The organism is Kutzneria sp. NPDC052558, from assembly GCF_044547355.1.
In the GTDB taxonomy this organism is placed as follows: domain Bacteria; phylum Actinomycetota; class Actinomycetes; order Mycobacteriales; family Pseudonocardiaceae; genus Kutzneria.
Genome location: NZ_JBIUAG010000030.1, coordinates 61,299 through 79,543, shown reverse-complemented (window position 1 = coordinate 79,543; position 18,245 = coordinate 61,299). Strand labels below are relative to the sequence as shown.

The following is an 18,245-nucleotide window of genomic DNA, read 5'->3' as shown; positions in this document are numbered from 1 at the left end:
GAATGACGGGTGCACTACCCGCGTTTCCGATGGGCCGCCAACCGGCGTGCCCGTTCGCCCAGCCCGACGGCTACGCCGAGCTGCGCGGCCCGATCACCCGGGTCGAGCTGCCCACCGGCGGCTCCGCCTGGCTGGTGACCAGGCTGGCCGACGCGCACGCCGTGCTGAGCGATGCTCGCTTCAGCAACAACTCCACCCGCCCGGGCTATCCGGTGCTGCAACCGGGGCAGGCGCCCGCGGCCGACGAGCGCACGCCGATGTTCGTGGAGATGGACCAGCCCGACCACACCACCTACCGGCGGATGCTCATCCCCGAGTTCACGGTGCGGCGGGCCAAGCAGATGCGGGCGGAGATCGAGCGCTACGCCGAGGGGCTGGTCGACGAGATGCTCGCCGCCGGCGACTCCACCGACCTGGTGCAGACCTACTCGCTGGCGCTGCCGTCGCTGGTGATCTGCGGCCTGCTCGGAGTTCCCTACGAGGATCGGGACTTCTTCCAGTCCCGGGTGTCGGCGGCGGTCAGCCTGGCCTCGTCGCCGGCGGACTTCGAGGCGGCGTTCGGCGACATCGTCGCCTATATCGGCAAGCTGGTGGCCGACAAGATGGACCACCCGACCGACGACGTGATCGGCCGGCTGGTCACCGGCCCGATGGCCGAGGGCGCGCTGGACCATGAGCAGCTGTCCAGCATCGGTGCGCTGCTGCTGGCCGGCGGGCACGAGTCCACGGCCAACATGATCTCGCTGGGCATCGTGCACCTGATCCGGTCGCCGCAGCTGCGGGCGATGCTGCGCCGGCAGCCCGAACGCTATCCGGACGTGGTCGAGGAGTTGCTGCGCTACCACTCGATCGCCGATGTCAACGTGGCCCGGGTCGCGCTGGCCGACGTCGAGGTGGGCGGCCGGCTGATCAGGGCGGGCGAGGGCGTCGTGGTGTCGCTGGGCGCGGCCAACCACGACGAGTCGGTGTTCCCCGGTGCGGCCGAGTTCGACCCGGATCGGGGCTACCGGCGGCACATCGCGTTCGGGCACGGCTACCACCAGTGCCTGGGCATGAGCCTGGCCCGGGTGGAGCTGGAGATCGCCTACCGGGTGCTGTTCGACCGGATCCCCGAGCTGCGGCTCGGGCAGCCGTTCGAGGAACTTCCCTTCAAGTACAACGGAATGCTGTTCGGGCTGCACGCGCTGCCGGTGAGCTGGTGACGGCGGAGCGGCCCCCGGTGCGGTGACGAGACGGAGTCCAGGGCCGGTGCGGTCCTGGACTCCGTCGCGCGCCTGTGTCGAGGAGTGCTCGTATAACGATTTCCCTTGACGTGCAATGGTTTCATCCGGCCTGCCCCGGAAAAGCCTTGCCACGCGTAGAGTTTGGCCATGACGAGCGTTGTCGTGAAAGCCGGGCCGCGCCAGTGGCTCGGACTCGTGGTGCTCATCCTGCCGGTGTTGGCGATCTCGGTCACCGCCACCGTGCTCAGCTTCGCGCTGCCCTTCGTCAGCGCGAGCCTGGCCCCGAGCAGCGTCGAGCTGCTCTGGATCGTCGACGTCTATGCCTACGTGCTGGCCGGACTCCTGCTGGTGATGGGCAGTCTGGGCGACCGGATCGGCCGGCGCCGGCTGCTGCTGATCGGCTCGGTCGTGCTGGCGCTGTTCTCGGTCGCGGCCGCGGTCACCACCGTGGCCTGGGTGCTGGTGCTGGTCCGGGCCGTGCACGGGGCCGCGGCGGCGGCCGTGCTCCCGTCCACGTTGTCGCTGATCCGCACGATGTTCCAGGACGGGCAGCAGCGCCGGTTCGCGATCGCGGTGTGGGCCGGCACGTTCGCCGCCGGCGGCGCGCTGGGCCCGATCGCCGGGGGCCTGCTGTTGCAGCATTTCCCCTGGGGCTCGGTGTTTCTGGTCAACGTCCCGCTGCTGCTGCCATTGCTGCTGATCGGCTGGCGCCTGCTGCCCGAGTACCGAGATCCCCGGCCCGGCCCGTTCGACCTGCTCAGCGCGACGCTGTCGCTGGCGGCGGTGCTCCCGGTGATCTACGGGGTCAAGACGATCGCCGCCGACGGCTTCGCCTGGCCGGACATCGGTTTCATCGTGGTCGGGTTGGGCGTCGGCGCGCTGTTCCTGCGCCGCCAGCGCCGGCTGGAACGGCCGATGCTCTCCCTGGCGCTGTTCGGCAACCTGCCGTTCACGACCGCGCTGATCTCCAGCACCATGGCCGTGTTCGCGCTGGTGGGCATGTTCTTCTTCGTCGCCCAGTACCTCCAGTCCGTGCTGGGCTTCGGGCCGCTGGCGGCCGGCCTGTGGACCCTGCCGGCGGCCGTGCTGGCCGGTGTGGGCTCGGCTGGCGCGGCCGCGCTGGCCCGGTGGATCTCCCCCGGCGTGCTCATCGCCGGGGGAATGGTGCTGGCGGCCGTCGGTTTTGTGTTCATCGCCGGCGCCGGCCTGGTCGCCATCGTGGTCGGGCTCTCGTTGGTGGGTCTGGGCATTGGCGTCGTGCAGGCGTTGGCCTCGGACGTGGCCGTGGCCAACGCGCCGGTCGAACGGGCAGGCGCGGCATCGGCGGTGCTGGAGGCCGGTTCGGAGTTCGGCGGCGCGCTCGGGGTGACGATCCTCGGCAGCGTCGGCGCGGCGACCTACCACCTCGAACTGGCCCGGGGCGCCCCGCCCGGCCTGCCCGAGGCCACCGTGCGCGCCGCCGGCCAGACCCTCGGCGACGCGGTGGCGCTCGCCGAGCAGCAGGGCGGGGACACGGGCGCGTTGCTGCTTTCCGCGGCCCGTACGGCCTTCAGCGACGGCATGCACGCGGCGGCGGTGGTGGGAGCCGTCCTCATGATCGCCGCGGCGCTGCTGGCGGCGGTGGTCGCGACCCGGCGGTCGTCCGACGACCGGACCAGTTAGGTTCGGCCGTTGGGGGGTAGGTCTATGTCCCCAGGGTAGTTGAGGGATTACTCGGGGTATCCTCCGGATGTGCTCGTCGGTCGCCGGTCCCTAGGGTCGGTCACGACGAAGTGGTTGTGGCGCATGGAGGTTCTGATGCTCTCTTCGGTTTCGACGGTGTCCCCGCCGGCCCGCCGGCCCCGATCCGCGCCGGCCGTGCTGATCACCGGGCTGCACAAGCAGTTCGGCGACGACGTCGTGGTGACCGGGCTCGATCTGCGGGCCCGGCCGGGAAGCGTGGTCGCGGTCGCCGGCCGGGGCAAGACGACGCTGCTGGCCATGCTGGCTGGAGTGCTGCCGCCGGACGAGGGCAGCGTGCGGGTGTTCGGCGTCGACGTGTGGCGGGAATGGGATCGCGCCACCCGCCTGGTGGCCAGCACTCCGCTGGACGGCGGCGCGCCGTCGCGGGCCGAATCCGGCTGGGCGATGCTGACCGGGGCCGGCCTGCTGCACGGGCTGCGCGCGGAGGAAGTTGTTGCGGCGTCAACGGAACTGCTGGACCTGACCGGGCTCGGCGATGCCGCCGACGAGCCGGTCGCGCACTACACGCCGGGCATGCGCAGCCGGCTGCACCTGGCCCGGGCGCTGCTGACCGGTCCGCGGCTGCTGGTGCTGGACGAGCCCTTTCGCGGCGTGGACCCGGACTCGGCCCGGACGATCGCCGCCCTGTTCGACCGGTTCACCGCGAGTGGCGGGACCGTGGTGTTCTCCGGCGAGCAAATCGATGGAGTCAGCGACGATGTGTGGCTGCTGGGCGCACGCTAACTGCCGGGACGACGTGGAGGCGACCGTGACCAGATCGGGCAACCTGGTGCTGGTCGCCGCCACCGGCTCGCGGTACCGGTGCGGTCCGCTGATGACCGCGATGTGGATCGTGCTGCGCCGGCACGACTGGTGTCGGGACGCGGCCGCGGTCACGCTGGCCGAGGCGTGGCGGACCGACAGTGGTCGAATCCGCCCCTATCTCGACGCCTGCGTGGTGAGTCTGGTCGCGGCCGACCTGATCGACCTGTCGACCTGACCGATGTTGGCGGTTCCCACTGTCTTGAGGGGTACGGGATTGACCGGGACGGCGTGTTGCTTGACCATGGAATTGCGTTATGTGATCAGGTGATCACCTGGGGGTCGTGACGGTGGGTGCGGGTAAATGTTTGCCTGGTGCGAAAGACTCACGGCCGTGGCTGCTGGAACTGGGGATATGAGGCTGGGGACGTGTCGCGGATGTCGTTCGTTCACCGCAGCGAGGAGCTGGTCGCGTTTCGGACCGCGCTGGCCGAGGTCAAGGAGGGCAAGGGCCGGGTCCTGTTGGTGACCGGGGGGTTGGGCGGCGGCAAGACGGCGCTGCTGCGGCGGTGTTGCGACGAGGCGGTGGCCGACGGGGCACGGCTGCTGACCGCCACCGGCGCGCGGGCCGAGCGCCGGCTGCGCCTGGGCGTGATCGACCAGCTGTTCCACACCCCCTCCGTGCCGGGCGAGATCCTGGACCGGGCCCGGCCGCTGCTGTCCGCCGAGCCGGCGGACGGGGCCGACCCCGAGGACGATTCCTCGACCGCGCGGCAGTCCGATCCGCGCACCGTGCGCGCGCTGTGCGACCTGCTGCTGGAGCTGGCTGGCCACGGACCGCTGATGATCGCGATCGACGACGTGCACTTCGCCGACGAGGCGTCGTTGCAGGTCCTGCTGTATCTGCGCCGGCGCGTGACCCGGGCACGGATTCTGTTGGCCATGAACGAGTGGGAGCGCCCGTCGCCGACGCACCCGATGTTCCGCGCCGAGATCATGCGGCTGCCGCACCGGCACATCGGCCTGGGCCTGCTGCCCCCCGAGGCTGTGGCCGAGCTGGTGGCCGCCGAGAGCGGCCGGCCGACGACCGTGGCCTCGGCCCGGGGCTTCCACACGGTGACCGGGGGCAATCCGCTGCTGGTCGGCGCGCTGGTCAAGGACAACCCCGAGCTCGCCTTCGGCGAGGAGCCGGTGGCCGGCCGGGCCTACCGCCAGGCCGTGCTGGCCTGCCTGCACCGCTGGGAGCCGGGACTGCTGGTGGTGGCCCGGGCGGTGGCGATGCTGGACGGTCACGCGACCCTCGATCTCGTGGCGGCGCTGGCCGATCTGCCCGCGGCCGTGGTTGACGCGGAGATCGAGGTGCTGACCAGCGCCGGTCTGCTGGTCGACTTCCGGTTCCGGCACGAGCAGGGCGCGGCCGCCGTGCTCGACGCCATCGCCCCGGCCGAGCAGTCGCCGATGCACCTGCGCGCGGCGGAAGTGCTCTACCAGCACGGGGCGTCGTCGGACGAGGTCGCCCGGCACCTGATCGCCGCCGGTGCGGCGCCCGAGGCCTGGGCCGTCGCCGCGCTGCGGGAGAGCGCGAAACGGGCACTGGCCACCGACAACGTCGACTTCGCGGTGCGGGCGCTCGACCTGGCCGCGGCCGCCTGCCAGGACGAGCCCGAGCACACCGAGATCGTCCTCGCGCTGGTCCGGGCGCTGTGGTGGGTCAATCCCACGCTCGCCGGCCTGCGGCTGACCCCGCTGCTGGACGCCCTGCGGGAGAACCGGCGGTCCGAGATGGACATGTCGATGGTCATGCGGTACGTGCTGTGGCACGGCAACGCCCGCGACCACCACGCCGGCATCGAGCGGGTCATGGCCATGGGCGGGGCGACCGACGATCCCGTCGGGGCGGCGATGTTCCTGGTCGGGCACCAGTGGGTGTACGGCCTGGGGGAGGACTGCGGGTGCGTGGCCCGGGCCGAGCGGATGTGCGCCGCCAGTCCCAGCCCCTGGATCAGGGCCGCGCTGTCGCTGCGCTCGGTGTTCCACGAGAGCCCCAACGAGCAGGTCGTCCGCAACGCCAGCTACATCCTGCGCAGCTACCGGCTCGGGGAGAACATGCTGGAGGCCGTCACGTCGGCTGTGTTCGTGCTGATGTACGCCGGTCGCCCCGACCTGGCCGCCTACTGGTGCGACGGCCTCATCGAGGAGGCGACCCAGCGCGCGTCCGCCACCGGGCAGGGCCTGCTGACCGCGCTGCGGGCGGAAATCGCTTTCCGCATGGGCGATCTGGAGGAGGCCGTCGCGCTGGGCCGGCGGGCGCTGACCGTGCTGCCCGCGCCGAACTGGGGCGTGATGATCGCCCTGCCGCTGTCGGTGCTGCTGTTGGCCACCACCGCGCTCGGCCGGCACGAGGAGGCGGCCGAGCTGGTCGGCCAGGCCGTCCCGGCGGCCATCAGCGATTCCACGCTGGGGCTGTCGTACGTGCGGGCCCGTGGCCTGCACTACCTGGCCACCGGGCAGGTGCTCGCGGCCGTGGCCGACTTCACCCACTGCGGCGACGTCGCCCGGCAGCTGCGGATCGACATCCCCGAGCTGGTGCCGTGGCGCGGCGACCTGGCCGAGGCGCACCTGGTGCTGGGCAACCGGAAGTTCGCCCTCGAACTCGCCCGTGAGCAGCTCGAACTGGCCACCAGCAGCCACAGCCGGGCCCGGTCGCTGCGGGTGCTCGCGGCGTGCAGCGACCTGCGGGAACGGCCGGCCCTGCTCAACGAGGCCATCGACGCCCTCCAGGAGCACGGCGACCGCTTCGAGCGCGCCCGGGCCATGACCGAGCTCAGCCAGGCTTACGACGAGCTCGGCGACTTCTCCCGGGCCCGCACCGTCGCCCGCTCCGCCGACCACGAGGTCAACGACCAGCTCGCCGTCACCCGCTCCACCCAGGTCGTCCGGGACGGCGACGCCGACCCCGGCCACGACACCCCCCTGCTCAGCGACGCCGAACTCCGCGTCGCCCGCCTCGCCGCCCGCGGCCACACCAACCGCGAGATCAGCAACCGCCTCAACATCACGCCCAGCACCGTCGAGCAGCACCTCACCCGCATCTACCGCAAGCTCAAGGTGAACAGCCGCGTCGACCTCCCCGACCGCCTCTCCGCCGTCCCCACCGTCGACTCCTGAGGCCTCACGCCGAGAACGGGGAGACGGCCGAGGCCGTCTCCCCGTCCTGTGTGGACGGTCAGCTACAGGTCGGGTCGCCCGACTGGGCCGGCACGCTGATCGCGTTCCACGCCGCCTTGACCGTGTTGAACTCGGTGCAGCTGCCCGGGAACAGGTTCTTGGCCGCGGTCAGCGTCCAGGTCCGGTACTTCAGGTAGGAGCTGCTGGAGGTCTTGAGCAGCATGGCGTTGTAGAAGATCTTCAGCGCGTTCTGCACGCCCAGGCCGGTGACCGACGTGTTGTTGCAGGTGGTGCTGGTGGGCTGGCCGTTGGTGGGGTTCGTGCCCTCGGCCAGCAGGTAGAACCAGTGATTGCCGGGGCCGGCGGCGGCGTGCACCTCGGTGCTGGGGATGGAGCTGTCGTAGCAGTTCTTGTCGCCCAGCGCGGACGGGTTGTACATGTTGCGGATCGGACCCGAGCCGACGAGGTTCACCTGGTTGCCGACCAGGAAGTCGGGCTTGGCGTAGGGCGCGGCCTCGTTGGCGAACCACTCGGTCGAGGCGCCGAACACGTCGGCGACGAACTCCTGGGTGCCGTTGCCGGAGATGCCGCCGGGGGTGTGGTCGTCGATGCCGTGCCCGTGCTCATGGGCGATGACGTCGATGGCGGGAATCCACTGCCCGGCCTCGTTGTGCCCGATCTGCACCTGGCTGCCGTCGTAGTAGGCGTTCTCGTCGTCGAGCCCGACGCGGATCGGCCAGCCGCCGCCGTTGCCGTCAAAACTGTTGCGGCCCAACCACTGTGACAGCATCTTGTTCTCGGCCTGGATGCTGTAGATGGCGTCGACGCAGCCGGTCTCCTTGTCCGTCTCGTCGCCGTTGCCCCAGCTGTCGGTGGACTTGGTGAACGTGGTGTTGGTGTCGGCGTCCTGGCAGCTGACGTTGGTCAGGTTCGGGTCGGTCATCGAGTAGCCGCCCGAAGTCTGGCTGGTGTCGATGTGCAGCGGCTCGGGGCCGTTCCACACGCCCTGCCCGTCGCCGTAGAGCACGTGCTCCTGGGTGTGCAGCACCTTGCCGGTGGTGGCGTCGACGACGACGTCGAGTTTGCTCGGCCCCTCGGCGTTGCGGCCGACGACGGTGCTCTGCCAGGCCAGCGCGGGCGTGCCGAGCGCGAATGCGACAAGATGAGCAGCGCTCACACTGTCCACTGTGGGCACTTGCGTGCGGGCGATCGCCTCGGCCTGGGCGGCGGTCAGCTTCGGGGTGGTGGAGGCCAGGTTGATGGTGCTGTCCTGGGCCACGGACGTGGACACGACCTGGCCGGTGGAGTTGGTGGCCACCACGAAGTCGCCGCCCACCACTGGCAGTCCCTTGTAGGTGCGGTCGTACGGCACGTACTTGAGGCCGTTGGTCGAGGAGATCACCTTGTGCGGCGCGAAAGTGTCGTCGGCGCTGGCGTGCAGGGCGGTGGGACGGGAGGCGACCAGGCTCTGTGCCGCGGTGACGGCCATGGCGTCCGCGGTGAGCGGGGACGCCGTGTTCGGGGCGGTTCGGGCCTGGGCGACCGCGGCTGTGGTCGCGGCCGCGGCCAGCACTCCGGCGGTGAGCAGGATCAGTGGTCGTCGCAAAACCATCGGCGGTGTTCTCCTTCGGGCAGGGGCGATCACGGCCCCGGGTGGGGTCGTGGTCGGCGTGAAGGTGTCGGCCGCGACCCACACTCCTGGTTGCGGTGAACGGCGTACAACCCGACGAAGGTCGTTAATTTGACGAAAAATATGAGCACACCACACCAAAACGGACATTGGTGCGGTGTGCTCGGGTTCCGAGGGCTACCCGCCTATGGTCTTCGGGCGGGCGGCCAGCGCGCCGAAAACGGTCTGGACCACCACCAGCGACAGCAGCACGGCCAGCGGCGGGGACCACGACGCGGTGGCGTCGTGCACCGCGCCGATGGCGATCGGCCCGATCGCAGCCAGGGTGTAGCCGGCGGCCTGGGCCATGCCCGACAAGGCGCCGGCCTCGGCGTGGTCGCGGGTCCGCAGCCCGAACAGGGACAGCGACAGGGCCAGCGTGATCCCGCTGGACAGGCCGGCGATGATCGCCCACGCCATGGCCATGCCCGGCGCGAACAACCACCCGGCCAGGGCGACCATCAACAGCAGCGACCCGACGACCGCGACCGGCCGCTGGTCGGGCAGCCGGTGCACGAGCGCGGCGCAGACCATGCTGCCAATGAGACCGAACAGGTTGAACAGCAGCTGGTGGAAGCCCGCGACCGTCGGGCTGATGCCGGCGGCGTGCTCGATGGACGACAGCCACGTCACCAGCACGTAGAAGGCCAGCGACTGTAGGCCCATGAACAGCGTGACCTGCCACGCCAGCGCGCTCTTCCACGGATTGCCGGCTCGGGTCGTCGGCACGAATCGAGCGCGCCGGCGCAGTTGCGGGGCGAAAAAGACCAGCGCCAGGACCGCGAGCCCGGCCCAGATGCCCAGCGACACCCGCCAGCCGCTGGATTCCTGGCCCGCCAGCGGAACCGCGATGCCCGCGGCGATCGCGGCGACCCCGGACTGGGTGGCGGTGTACGCGCCGGTGATCGGGCCGATGCGGTCCGGGAAGTCGCGTTTGACCAGCGACGGCAGCAGCACGTTCAGCATCGCCACCGCGATCCCGAGCAGCGTGGTGCCGGCCCACAGCAGCGGCTGGGGCGGCGTCGAACGCAGCGCGACCCCGACGGCCAGCAACGCCAGCGCCGCGCCGAGCGCGCGTTCCAATCCCAGCCGGGCGGCGATCGCCGGGGCGACCGGGGAGAACGCCGCGAACGCGATCAGCGGCACGCTGACCAGCACCGACGCCGCCACCGACGAGAGTCCCTGATCCGACTGCACGATCCCGATGACCGGCCCGAGGCTGGTGATCGCCGCCCGCAGATTCGTCGCGATCAGGAAGACCCCGAGCAGGATCAGCGCGGGGCGCGGGTCCGAGGGCGGCCGGGCGGCCACGGACTCCGCGTTTCCCCGGGTCGGAACGGGCGGCCGGGACATCCCCGAAGCGTCACGGTCGGCAGGCATCGATTCCTCCCCGTCGTCGGCCGCGGAAGCGAGCGGGCGCCCCCCGGGCAGAAGTCCGAGGCTACCGAGTGCCCGCCCAACCCGGGCAACCGCCGATCACCCGAACCCGATTTCCCGAGTCGAGCTCAGGCGTGCTCGGCCGGCCGGCTGCTGCTGACCCAGGAGGGCGGCTACGCGCTCGGCTACCTGCCGCTGTGCTTCCTGCGGGTGCTGGAGGCGCTGTCCGGTGGCCGTTCGGGGATCGAGGATCCCTTCCTGACAAGATGGGGCGAGGACTTCGCCGCGACGGTCACCGTCGAGGCGGAGGCGGTGCTGGCTCGTTGCGCCGAGTACGTGCAAGATGTTTCTTGACCGATACACCCACATCATGAGGAGCGACATGACCGCGATCGAGCGCGTCGTGGGACGGCAGGTCCTGGACAGCCGGGGCAACCCGACCGTCGAAGTCGATGTTCGGCTGAAGGACGGCTCGTTCGGCCGCGCCGCGGTGCCGTCGGGCGCCTCGACCGGCACCAATGAGGCCGTCGAGCTCCGCGACGGCGACAAGTCCCGGTACCACGGCAAGGGCGTGCGCAAGGCGGTCGACGCGGTCAACGGCGAGATCGCCGAGGCGGTGCGCGGCCTCGACGCCGAGGACCAGGCCGTGGTCGACCGGACCATGATCGAGCTGGACGGCACGCCCAACAAGGGCCGCCTGGGGGCCAACGCCACCCTCGGCGTCTCGCTGGCCGTGGCCAAGGCGGCCGCCGCCGCGCACCAGCAGCCGCTGTACCGCTACGTCGGCGGCGTGTTCGCGCACGTGCTGCCGATGCCGATGATGAACATCATCAACGGCGGCGCGCACGCCGACAACGCCATCGACTTCCAGGAGTTCATGATCGCGCCGGTCGGCGCGGAGAGCTTCGAGGAGGCCGTGCGGGTCGGCTCCGAGGTGTTCCACACCCTGCGCAAGACCCTGCACGACGCCGGCCACAACACCAACGTCGGCGACGAGGGCGGCTTCGCGCCCAACCTGAACTCGGCCGACGAGGCGCTGGAGTTCGTGGTCGGCGCGATCGAGAAGGCCGGCTACACCCCGGGCGAGGACGTCGCGCTGCTGCTGGACCCGGCGGCCTCCGAGTTCTACGCCGACGGCGTCTACGACTACAAGGGCGAGGGCCGCAAGCGCTCGGTCGAGGAGCACGTCGCCTACCTGACCGAGCTGGTGAACAAGTTCCCGATCGTGTCGATCGAGGACGGCATGGCCCAGGACGACTTCGACGGCTGGAAGCAGATCACCGACGCCATCGGCGACCGCTGCCAGCTGGTCGGCGACGACCTGTACTGCACCAACGTCGAGCTGCTGCGCAAGGGCATCGACCTGGGCATCTCCAACTCGATCCTGGTCAAGGTCAACCAGATCGGCACGCTCAGCGAGACGCTGCTGACCGTGAACACCGCCTTCCGGGCTGGCTACTCGGTGGTCATGTCGCACCGTTCGGGCGAGACCGAGGACGCCACCATCGCCGACCTCGCGGTCGCGGTGAACTGCGGCCAGATCAAGACCGGCTCGCTGTCCCGGTCCGACCGGACCGCCAAGTACAACCAGCTCATCCGCGTCGAGCAGGAGCTGGGCTCGCAGGCCGAGTACGCGGGCCGCAGCGCGCTGGCCGGCCGCCGCCGCTGAGGCCGCCCGGTCGGACGCGGGCGCGGCCCGCGTCCGACCGCCGCCGGCTCAGGCCCAGGAGTCCGGGTCCGGGTTGGCGATCAGCTTCGTCTCGCCGGGTTCGTCGCACACGATCAGGCTCGCGCCCACGGTGGCGAGATCCCAGTGATCGACCGTCGCCCCGCTCTCGCGCACGGCCTCGGCCACCTCGATCCACGCCACGGGCTCGTCCGGCTTGACCATGAGCAGCGCGTGCCGGCGCAGCACCTCGCCCACCCGGTCACCGAGCACCGGATCACGATGGCCGAGCTGGGGCGGCACCCGACGATCCGCGGCTTGGTCGAGCACCTGGCCGGCCGCGACGACGGCGCGCCATAACCGGAGTTTATCGACGGCAGACGTACTACTTGTTGGACAACGCCCGGTTGTGCCGTGAGGATGGACGCGGCGCGGAAACAACTCTCGGGTGGTGTGGCGAATGAATGCGCTCCAACGTCTGTCCGACCTCGGACTGGTGCTGCCGGCGGCGGCTTCCGGCCTCGGCTCGTATCTTCCGTGGTCGCGGACGGGGTCGGTGGTCACGACCTCGGGGCAGTTTCCGTGGTCGGGCGTCGATCTCGCTTATCAGGGCCGATTGGGCGAGGTTATTTCCATCGCCGACGGTTATCAGGCGGCCCGGCTGTGTGCGCTCAACGCGATCGCGCAGCTTCGGGACGCGGCGGGCGGGGATCTGGAGAATGTGGCCCGTGTGCTGCGACTGGAAGGCAATCTGCTCTGCACGCCGGATTTCGTCGACCACGCGGGCGTGCTGAACGGGGCGTCGGATCTGATCAACGACGTGTTCGGCGAGCGCGGCCGGCACAGTCGGGCCGTGACCGGAGTGGCGAGCATGCCGCTGGGGTCGCCGGTGCTGCTCTACGTGCAGGCCGAGGTGAAGTGATGGCCGTGATCACCGTCGGCAACATCGCCCTGTCCTTCCACCGCGCCGCGGCCGCGGTCACGCGACGGGTGCTGGAGCGTCACGGCCACGAGGTGCGAACCGTCGAGGCGCCGCACGAGGAAATGTTCCGGCTTCAGGCCGACGGCCACGTCGACGTGCTCAATTCGGCCTGGCTGCCCGACAGCCACGGCCGGTATCTGGCCGACTATCGGGATCAGGTCCGCTTGCTCGATCCCCATTACACACCGTTTTGTGTGTGGGCGGTGCCGCCGTACGTGCCGGAAGACGCGGTTGCCGAGGTGGCCGATCTTTCCCGGCCGGACGTCGTGACACGGATGAATCCCGTGATCGACGGCATCAATCCCGGCGCCGGAATCAGTCGCTTCTCGGCACGAATGGTCGTCGACTACGGTCTCGATTCGCACGGCTACGGCTTTGTTCCTGGCACGGAGGACGGTTTCATCAAGCGGGTCGAACAGGGGATCGCCGACCGGGAGTGGTTCGTCATTCCGCTCTGGCGCCCGCAGTTCCTCAACCGTCGGCACGGCCTTCGCGTGCTGGCGGACCCCAAGGGGCTGCTGGGTTCCATCGACGCCGCGACGCCCGTGATCCGCCTCGACGCGCTCGACCGCATCGGCCCCGAGGCGCTGGCCGAGATCGACGCCGTCGACCTGGGCAACGACGGCGTCGAGGAACTCGACGTCTGGATCAACGCGGACGGCCTGACCCCGTTGCAGGCGGCCGACCGCTACCTGGCCCGCCGTTGATCAGGCGCGGGCCAACCGCTCGTTGCGGACCAGCGTGCCGCCCTGCTTGAACCGGTGCAGCACCGGGACGACCTCGATCTGCCGGATCGCCGGCAGGGCCCCGATCTTGGACGTGACAAAGAGGTACAGCGCCTCCAGGTCGCGGCAGGTCACCGTGACGAGCAGGTTCGCCGTTCCCGAGACGGCGGCGGTGAACGTGGTCTCCGGCATCAGCGACAGCGCCTTGCCGGTCTCGTCGATCGCGCCGGGCACCACCGTCAGCCAGAGATAGGCGGTGGCGTCGAACCCGAACTGCACCGGCGCGAGATCCACGGCCACGTGCGCGGCGCCGGTGGTCAGCAGTTCGTCCACCCGCGCCGCCACCCGCGACTGCGGCATCCCGGTCGCGCGGCTCAGCGCGGTCACCGTGGCCCGGCCGTCCGCGGCGAGCTCCGCGAGCAGGGGTTCGTCCTCCTCGCGGAGCTCGGTGCCGGGCCGCGGCGTCTTCGGCGGCGCGGTCGCCGCCCGCCCGGCCAGCAGTGCAGTGGCCTGCGCGGGGGTGAGCGGATCGTCGAACGCCAGCCACTTCGTCGCGCTGCCGACGTACATGTGCAGCACGGTGAAAGCCGTGAAGCTCAGCACCTGGCTCGTGCGCGGCAGCCGGTGCAGCACCGACCGGTCGACGCGGGCCGGGTCGCTGAACGACACGCAGATCACCTCCGACCCACCCGAGGTGACGCTCACCCAGGACACGTCCGACCGGGCCGCCAGCGTCTCGGCCAGCGCCCAGGCCGCGTCCGGCCGGCACTGGATCCGGACGAACCAGCGCCGCAGGCCCAGCGCGTGCTCGTTCGGGGCCACATGAACGCGGATCGCCCCGTCGGAGTGCATGGCCCGGTAGCGCCGGGCGACGGTCTGCTCGGACACGTCGAGCACCTCGGCGATCCGCCGGAAGGCGACGCGACCGTCCCGCAGCAGGCAGTGCACGATCTGCCGATCCAGTCGCTCCATGGTGGAGGTTTACCCCCTGCGTGGTCGGATCCGCGCCGCTTCCCGGCGAGGCGGCACCCTCGAGTGACGGAAAATCTGCTCAGACCGACAGTGCCTGGCCGTCGGACACGAGCGCGGCCAGCGCGGCGGCGACCGCCTCGTGGGCCGCCGGCACCTCCGCCGGATGCCGGCCGCCGAACTGCTTCAGGCTCAGCCCGCGCCCGGCCGACCCGACCACGTGCGCGCCGGCCGCCTCCAGGACGAGGTGCAGGTGCTCCACCACGCCGTCGACCCGGAACCCGGTGACGATCAGCGCGGCCGGCTTGCCCTGGATCGCCGGCGACTCCCGCGGCCGCGACAGCCAGTCGATGGCGTTCTTCAACGCCGCGGAGATGCTGCCGTTGTTGGCCGGGCTCAGCAGCAGCACCGCGTCGGCGTCCGCGACCTCGCGGCGCAGGCGGGCCACCGACTCCGGCGGCTGCCAGGTGTCGAGGTCGGCGTTGAACAGGGGCAGCGAGCCCAGGTCCTCGGCCAGTGTGGCGGTGACGTCCGGGAGGCCGGCGGTCAGCGCCAGCGACGCGACCTGGGTCGTCACGGCGTCGGCCCGCAGGCTGCCGGACAGCACCAGAACGTTGGTGTGGCGGGGAAGTAGCGAGGTCATCAGTGCTCCCACGGCATGCGCGCCTCGGTGCTGCCGACCGCGTTCAGCTTGGCCACGGCCTCGGCCGGCAGCGTGATGTCGGCGGCGGCCACGTTCTCCCGCAGGTGCTCGACCGACTGCGTGCCGGGGATGAGCAGGATCGTGGGGGAGCGCTGCAACAGCCAGGCCTGCGCCACCTGCAACGGGGAGTGGCCGAGCTCGTCGGCGACCTCCTGGAGCGCGTCCGACTGGAGCGGCCGGAATCCGCCCAGCGGCCAGAACGGCACGAAGGCGATGCCCTCCTCCGCGCACAGGTCGACCAGCGCGTCGTCCTTGCGCACGGCCAGGTTGAAGAAGTTCTGCACCGAGCGCACCGGGGCGATCCCGCGGGCCGCCGCCAGCTGCTCGACGGAGATGTTGCTCAGGCCCAGGTGCCGGATCAGGCCCTGCTCCTGGAGCTCGGCCAGCACGGTGAACGGCTCGACCACGTCGGCCGCCGCCGTGGTGTCGGTGATCCGCAGGTTCACCAGGTCCAATGTGGACAGACCGAGGTGCTCGAGGTTGTCGTGCACCGCCGCGGTCAGCTCGTCCCGGGAGACCGCCGCCGGCCACGACTTGTCCGGCCCGCGCCGGGCCCCGACCTTGGTGACGATGCGCAGGTTCGCCGGATACGGGTGCAGCGTCTCGCGGATCAGGTGGTTGACCGTGTGCGGGCCGTAGTAGTCGCTGGTGTCGATGTGGGTGATGCCCAGCTTCACGACCTCGTGCAGCACCGCGACCGCCTTGTCGTGGTCGCGGGCCGGTCCCCAGGCCATCGGCCCGGCCAGCTGGAGCGCGCCGAAGCCCACCCGAGTCAGACTCAGGTCCTCGGCCAGTTCGAGCGTGGTGTTCATGTACGTCCCGTCCTGCTGTTCGTGGTGATGCCATCAGCATCGCCCGTGAGCCCGGTTGCTCTCACGCCAGCGGGCCGAACCGGGCTCAAACCTCCACGACGGGTCGTCCGGATCGTGAAATCCACCATCGAGCCGGGTGTATGGACGGCGAACCGGGCCAGGAGGTCCTGGCCCGGTTCGCCGTTCGGGGGAGTGGCGGCAGGTCAGCCGGTGCGGGCCACGCAGAGCTCGTAGGCGGGGTCCGCGTCCCGGCTGGTGGGGATGATGGCCAGCGAGGTCAGGCCGTGGGCCAGGTCCTCCATGCGCAGCCGCGAGGCGTGGACCATGGCGGAGCGCAAGGCGGTCTGCTCCTGGTCGAGCCAGGAGTCCGGGTCGAGCAGCAGCGTGTCGACGTGCTCCTTGCCCAGCCGCCAGGCCGGGCGGGAGCGCAGCGTGTGCGGGGTGCGGCCGGCGGAGCGCCAGTGGGCCTCGACGGCCAGGGTGAGCCAGCCGGCCAGGGCCCGTTCGCAGGCGGAGTCCCGCTGCTGCGGGCTTTCCTCGGCGAGGGCGTGTTCCCGGGCGTGCAGGCGGACCAGGTCCTGGAAGTGGTAGCGGGTGCCGGTGCCGGGGGAGACCTCCAGCAGCCGGGCCTCGACCAGCTGCTCGATCAGCTCGTCGGCCTCCTCCAGGCCGACGTCCAGCACGGCGGCGCCGACCCACGCGGCGAAGTCGGGGCTGGTGATCAGTCCGAGCCGCCGGTACAGGCGCTGGGCCTGCGGCTCCAGCGCCCGGTAGCTGGCCTCCATGCTGGCCCGCGGCCCGGTGCCGTCCCCGTCGAGCTCGTCGAGCCGACGGGAGCGGTCCTCCAGCCTGGTGACCAGGCGGCGCACGGTCCAGTGCGGACGGGACGCCAGCCGGGTGCCGGCGATCTGGAGGGCCAGCGGCAGGTGGTCGCACAGCTCGGTGAGCCGGGCGACGCCGGCCGGGTCGCCGTCGACGCGGTCCGCGCCGATGACGTTGTTGAGCATGGCGGCGGCCTCGTCGTTGTCGAAGACGCCGAGCCGCACGGCCACGGCGACGTGCCCGCCGACCAGCTCGCCGAGCGGGCTGCGGCTGGTGACCAGCACCCGGCACCGGCCGTTGCCCGGCAGCAGCGGCCTGACCTGGGCGAAGTTGCGGGCGTTGTCCAGCACGATCAGCACCCGCCGGCCGTCCAGCATGCTGCGGTAGAGCGTGGCCCGCTCGGTCGGGTCGGCCGGGATCTGCTCGTTGGTCACGCCCAGCGCCCGCAGCAGCGACCCCAGCACGGCGGCCGAGTCGGCGGGCGTGCCGTCGTGGTAGCCGCGAAGATCCACGTAGAGTTGGCCGTCGTCGAACCGCTCGGCGGCCCGGTGCGCCCAGTGCAAAGCCAGCCCGGTCTTGCCGACGCCGCCGGGCCCGGTCACCACGGCGACCGCGGTCTGCTCGGTCAGCAGGTCGTCCAGCACCGAAAGCTCGGCGGCCCGGCCGGTGAACGCGGGCGGCGCCGGCGGCAGCTGCGCCGGGACGACGGTGGAGCCGACCGCGGCCGGCCGGACCAGGGTCAGCGCCGGGTCGTCACGGAGAATGGCGTCGTGCAGGTCCCGCAGCGCGGGGCCGGGCTCGATGCCGACCTCCTCGATCGAGGACTCGCGGCCGCCGCGGAAGGTCTCCAGCGCCTCGGCCCGCCGGCCGGCCCGGTACTGGGCCAACATGAGCTGTCCTCGCGCCTGCTCCCGCAGCGGATGCTCGCGCACCAGCGCCGCCAGCTCGCTGATCAGGGCCCGGTGCTGGCCCAGCTCCAGCCGCAGCGCGGAGAACGACTCGTACGCGGCCAGCCGCTGCTCCTCCAGCCGAGCCGCCTCGGTCTCGGCCGGGTAGCCGGCCACGCCGGCCAGCGCCGGGCCGCGCCACAGTTCCAGCGCGGCCGAGTACATGTCCGCGGCCTCGACGTGGTTTCCCTGCTCGGCGGCCTGATGCGCGGCGACGACACGGTTGTCGAACTCGGCGGCGTCGATGCGATGGCCTCGCGACACCAGTTGGTAGCCGGGGCTGGTGGTGACGATCACGTCGTCGGCGCAGCCGGCCGCCTTGAACGTCTTGCGCAGCGCGGCCACACAGATGGCCACCTGCGTCCGCCCGGTCGCCGGCGGCGAACCGTTCCACACCGCCTCGACCAGGCTGTCGACCGAGACCACCCGGTCCGCCGACAGCAGCAGCATCGCCAGCACGGTCCGCTGTCGCGGCCCGCTGACGGCCACCCGACCGCCGTCGGCCAGGACCTCCAGTGTCCCGAGCAGACGAAAGTCCAGTTGAACGCCCATCGAACCCCCCAGATCCCCAGTTCTCACGGGTTTTTCGCAGCGCCTTTCGTGTTTCTGATGAAATTTGTCAGCAACTCGCTGCCGGACCCACCCCAGGCCGACACCCTTCGTGCTTGTCGCTGCCGCCGACACTATCCAGGCCGCGC

The 18,245-nt window shown here is 71.2% G+C and carries 16 protein-coding genes; 9 read left to right on the top strand and 7 right to left on the bottom strand.

The genetic code is table 11. The features are described 5' to 3' along the window. Positions 1-2 precede the first annotated feature (2 nt). The 5 genes from ACIG5F_RS38310 to ACIG5F_RS38290 all read left to right on the top strand — a co-directional run bounded on the left by ACIG5F_RS38310 (position 3) and on the right by ACIG5F_RS38290 (position 6,875). Positions 3-1,202 (top strand): cytochrome P450, encoded by a 1,200-nt coding sequence (locus ACIG5F_RS38310; protein WP_396524937.1) that lies wholly within the window; start codon positions 3-5, stop codon positions 1,200-1,202. Between the two features lie 168 nt (positions 1,203-1,370). Beyond that, entirely contained in the window at positions 1,371-2,885 is a 1,515-nt protein-coding gene (locus ACIG5F_RS38305) for an MFS transporter (RefSeq protein ID WP_396524936.1), read from the top strand. A gap of 135 nt (positions 2,886-3,020) precedes the next feature. Continuing rightward, entirely contained in the window at positions 3,021-3,689 is a 669-nt protein-coding gene (locus ACIG5F_RS38300) for an ATP-binding cassette domain-containing protein (protein WP_396524935.1), read from the top strand. 25 nt (positions 3,690-3,714) lie between these two features. Next, a complete protein-coding gene (locus ACIG5F_RS38295) occupies positions 3,715-3,945 on the top strand; it encodes a hypothetical protein (protein ID WP_396524933.1) in 231 nt (76 codons plus the stop codon). Between the two features lie 200 nt (positions 3,946-4,145). After that, complete coding sequence (locus ACIG5F_RS38290) at positions 4,146-6,875, top strand: AAA family ATPase (RefSeq protein ID WP_396524932.1); 2,730 nt, start codon at positions 4,146-4,148, stop codon at positions 6,873-6,875. Positions 6,876-6,933: 58 nt separating this feature from the next. Here ACIG5F_RS38290 and ACIG5F_RS38285 read toward each other — a convergent pair whose 3' ends face one another. Both ACIG5F_RS38285 and ACIG5F_RS38280 read right to left on the bottom strand, forming a co-directional pair. Further along, complete coding sequence (locus tag ACIG5F_RS38285; protein WP_396524930.1) at positions 6,934-8,487, bottom strand: M4 family metallopeptidase; 1,554 nt, start codon at positions 8,485-8,487, stop codon at positions 6,934-6,936. Positions 8,488-8,682: 195 nt separating this feature from the next. Further along, a complete protein-coding gene (locus tag ACIG5F_RS38280; RefSeq protein ID WP_396524929.1) occupies positions 8,683-9,924 on the bottom strand; it encodes a CynX/NimT family MFS transporter in 1,242 nt (413 codons plus the stop codon). Positions 9,925-10,131: 207 nt separating this feature from the next. Here ACIG5F_RS38280 and ACIG5F_RS38275 point away from each other — a divergent pair, with 207 nt between their 5' ends. Together ACIG5F_RS38275 and eno are read left to right on the top strand one after the other, a co-directional pair. Further along, positions 10,132-10,275 (top strand): hypothetical protein, encoded by a 144-nt coding sequence (locus tag ACIG5F_RS38275; protein WP_396524928.1) that lies wholly within the window; start codon positions 10,132-10,134, stop codon positions 10,273-10,275. A 28-nt stretch (positions 10,276-10,303) separates the two neighbouring features. Beyond that, the gene (gene eno / locus ACIG5F_RS38270) at positions 10,304-11,590 is read left to right on the top strand and encodes a phosphopyruvate hydratase (protein ID WP_396524927.1); all 1,287 of its coding nucleotides are present in this window, start codon (positions 10,304-10,306) and stop codon (positions 11,588-11,590) included. Between the two features lie 48 nt (positions 11,591-11,638). On the opposite strand, the gene ACIG5F_RS38265 is transcribed toward eno, so the two are convergent. Next, positions 11,639-11,860 carry a hypothetical protein gene (locus ACIG5F_RS38265; RefSeq protein ID WP_396524926.1) on the bottom strand — a complete coding sequence of 74 codons (222 nt, stop codon included), beginning with the start codon at positions 11,858-11,860 and terminating at the stop codon, positions 11,639-11,641. Positions 11,861-12,047: 187 nt separating this feature from the next. Here ACIG5F_RS38265 and ACIG5F_RS38260 point away from each other — a divergent pair, with 187 nt between their 5' ends. Further along, positions 12,048-12,509: a RidA family protein gene (locus ACIG5F_RS38260; RefSeq protein WP_396524925.1), complete on the top strand. Its 462-nt coding sequence runs from the start codon at positions 12,048-12,050 to the stop codon at positions 12,507-12,509. Further along, positions 12,509-13,276 (top strand): glycine betaine ABC transporter substrate-binding protein, encoded by a 768-nt coding sequence (locus ACIG5F_RS38255; RefSeq protein WP_396524924.1) that lies wholly within the window; start codon positions 12,509-12,511, stop codon positions 13,274-13,276. Before ACIG5F_RS38260 ends, ACIG5F_RS38255 begins: the two co-directional genes overlap by 1 nt. Here ACIG5F_RS38255 and ACIG5F_RS38250 read toward each other — a convergent pair whose 3' ends face one another. From ACIG5F_RS38250 to ACIG5F_RS38235, 4 genes are all read right to left on the bottom strand, one after another. Next, positions 13,277-14,266: an Lrp/AsnC family transcriptional regulator gene (locus ACIG5F_RS38250; protein WP_396524923.1), complete on the bottom strand. Its 990-nt coding sequence runs from the start codon at positions 14,264-14,266 to the stop codon at positions 13,277-13,279. It lies immediately after the preceding gene. Positions 14,267-14,345: 79 nt separating this feature from the next. After that, positions 14,346-14,906 (bottom strand): NADPH-dependent FMN reductase, encoded by a 561-nt coding sequence (locus tag ACIG5F_RS38245; protein WP_396524922.1) that lies wholly within the window; start codon positions 14,904-14,906, stop codon positions 14,346-14,348. Continuing rightward, a complete protein-coding gene (locus ACIG5F_RS38240) occupies positions 14,906-15,778 on the bottom strand; it encodes an oxidoreductase (RefSeq protein ID WP_396524921.1) in 873 nt (290 codons plus the stop codon). Before ACIG5F_RS38240 ends, ACIG5F_RS38245 begins: the two co-directional genes overlap by 1 nt. 203 nt (positions 15,779-15,981) lie before the next feature. After that, positions 15,982-18,099, bottom strand: a complete 2,118-nt coding sequence (locus tag ACIG5F_RS38235; protein WP_396524920.1) for a BTAD domain-containing putative transcriptional regulator — start codon at positions 18,097-18,099, stop codon at positions 15,982-15,984. Between the last annotated feature and the right edge of the window lie 146 nt (positions 18,100-18,245).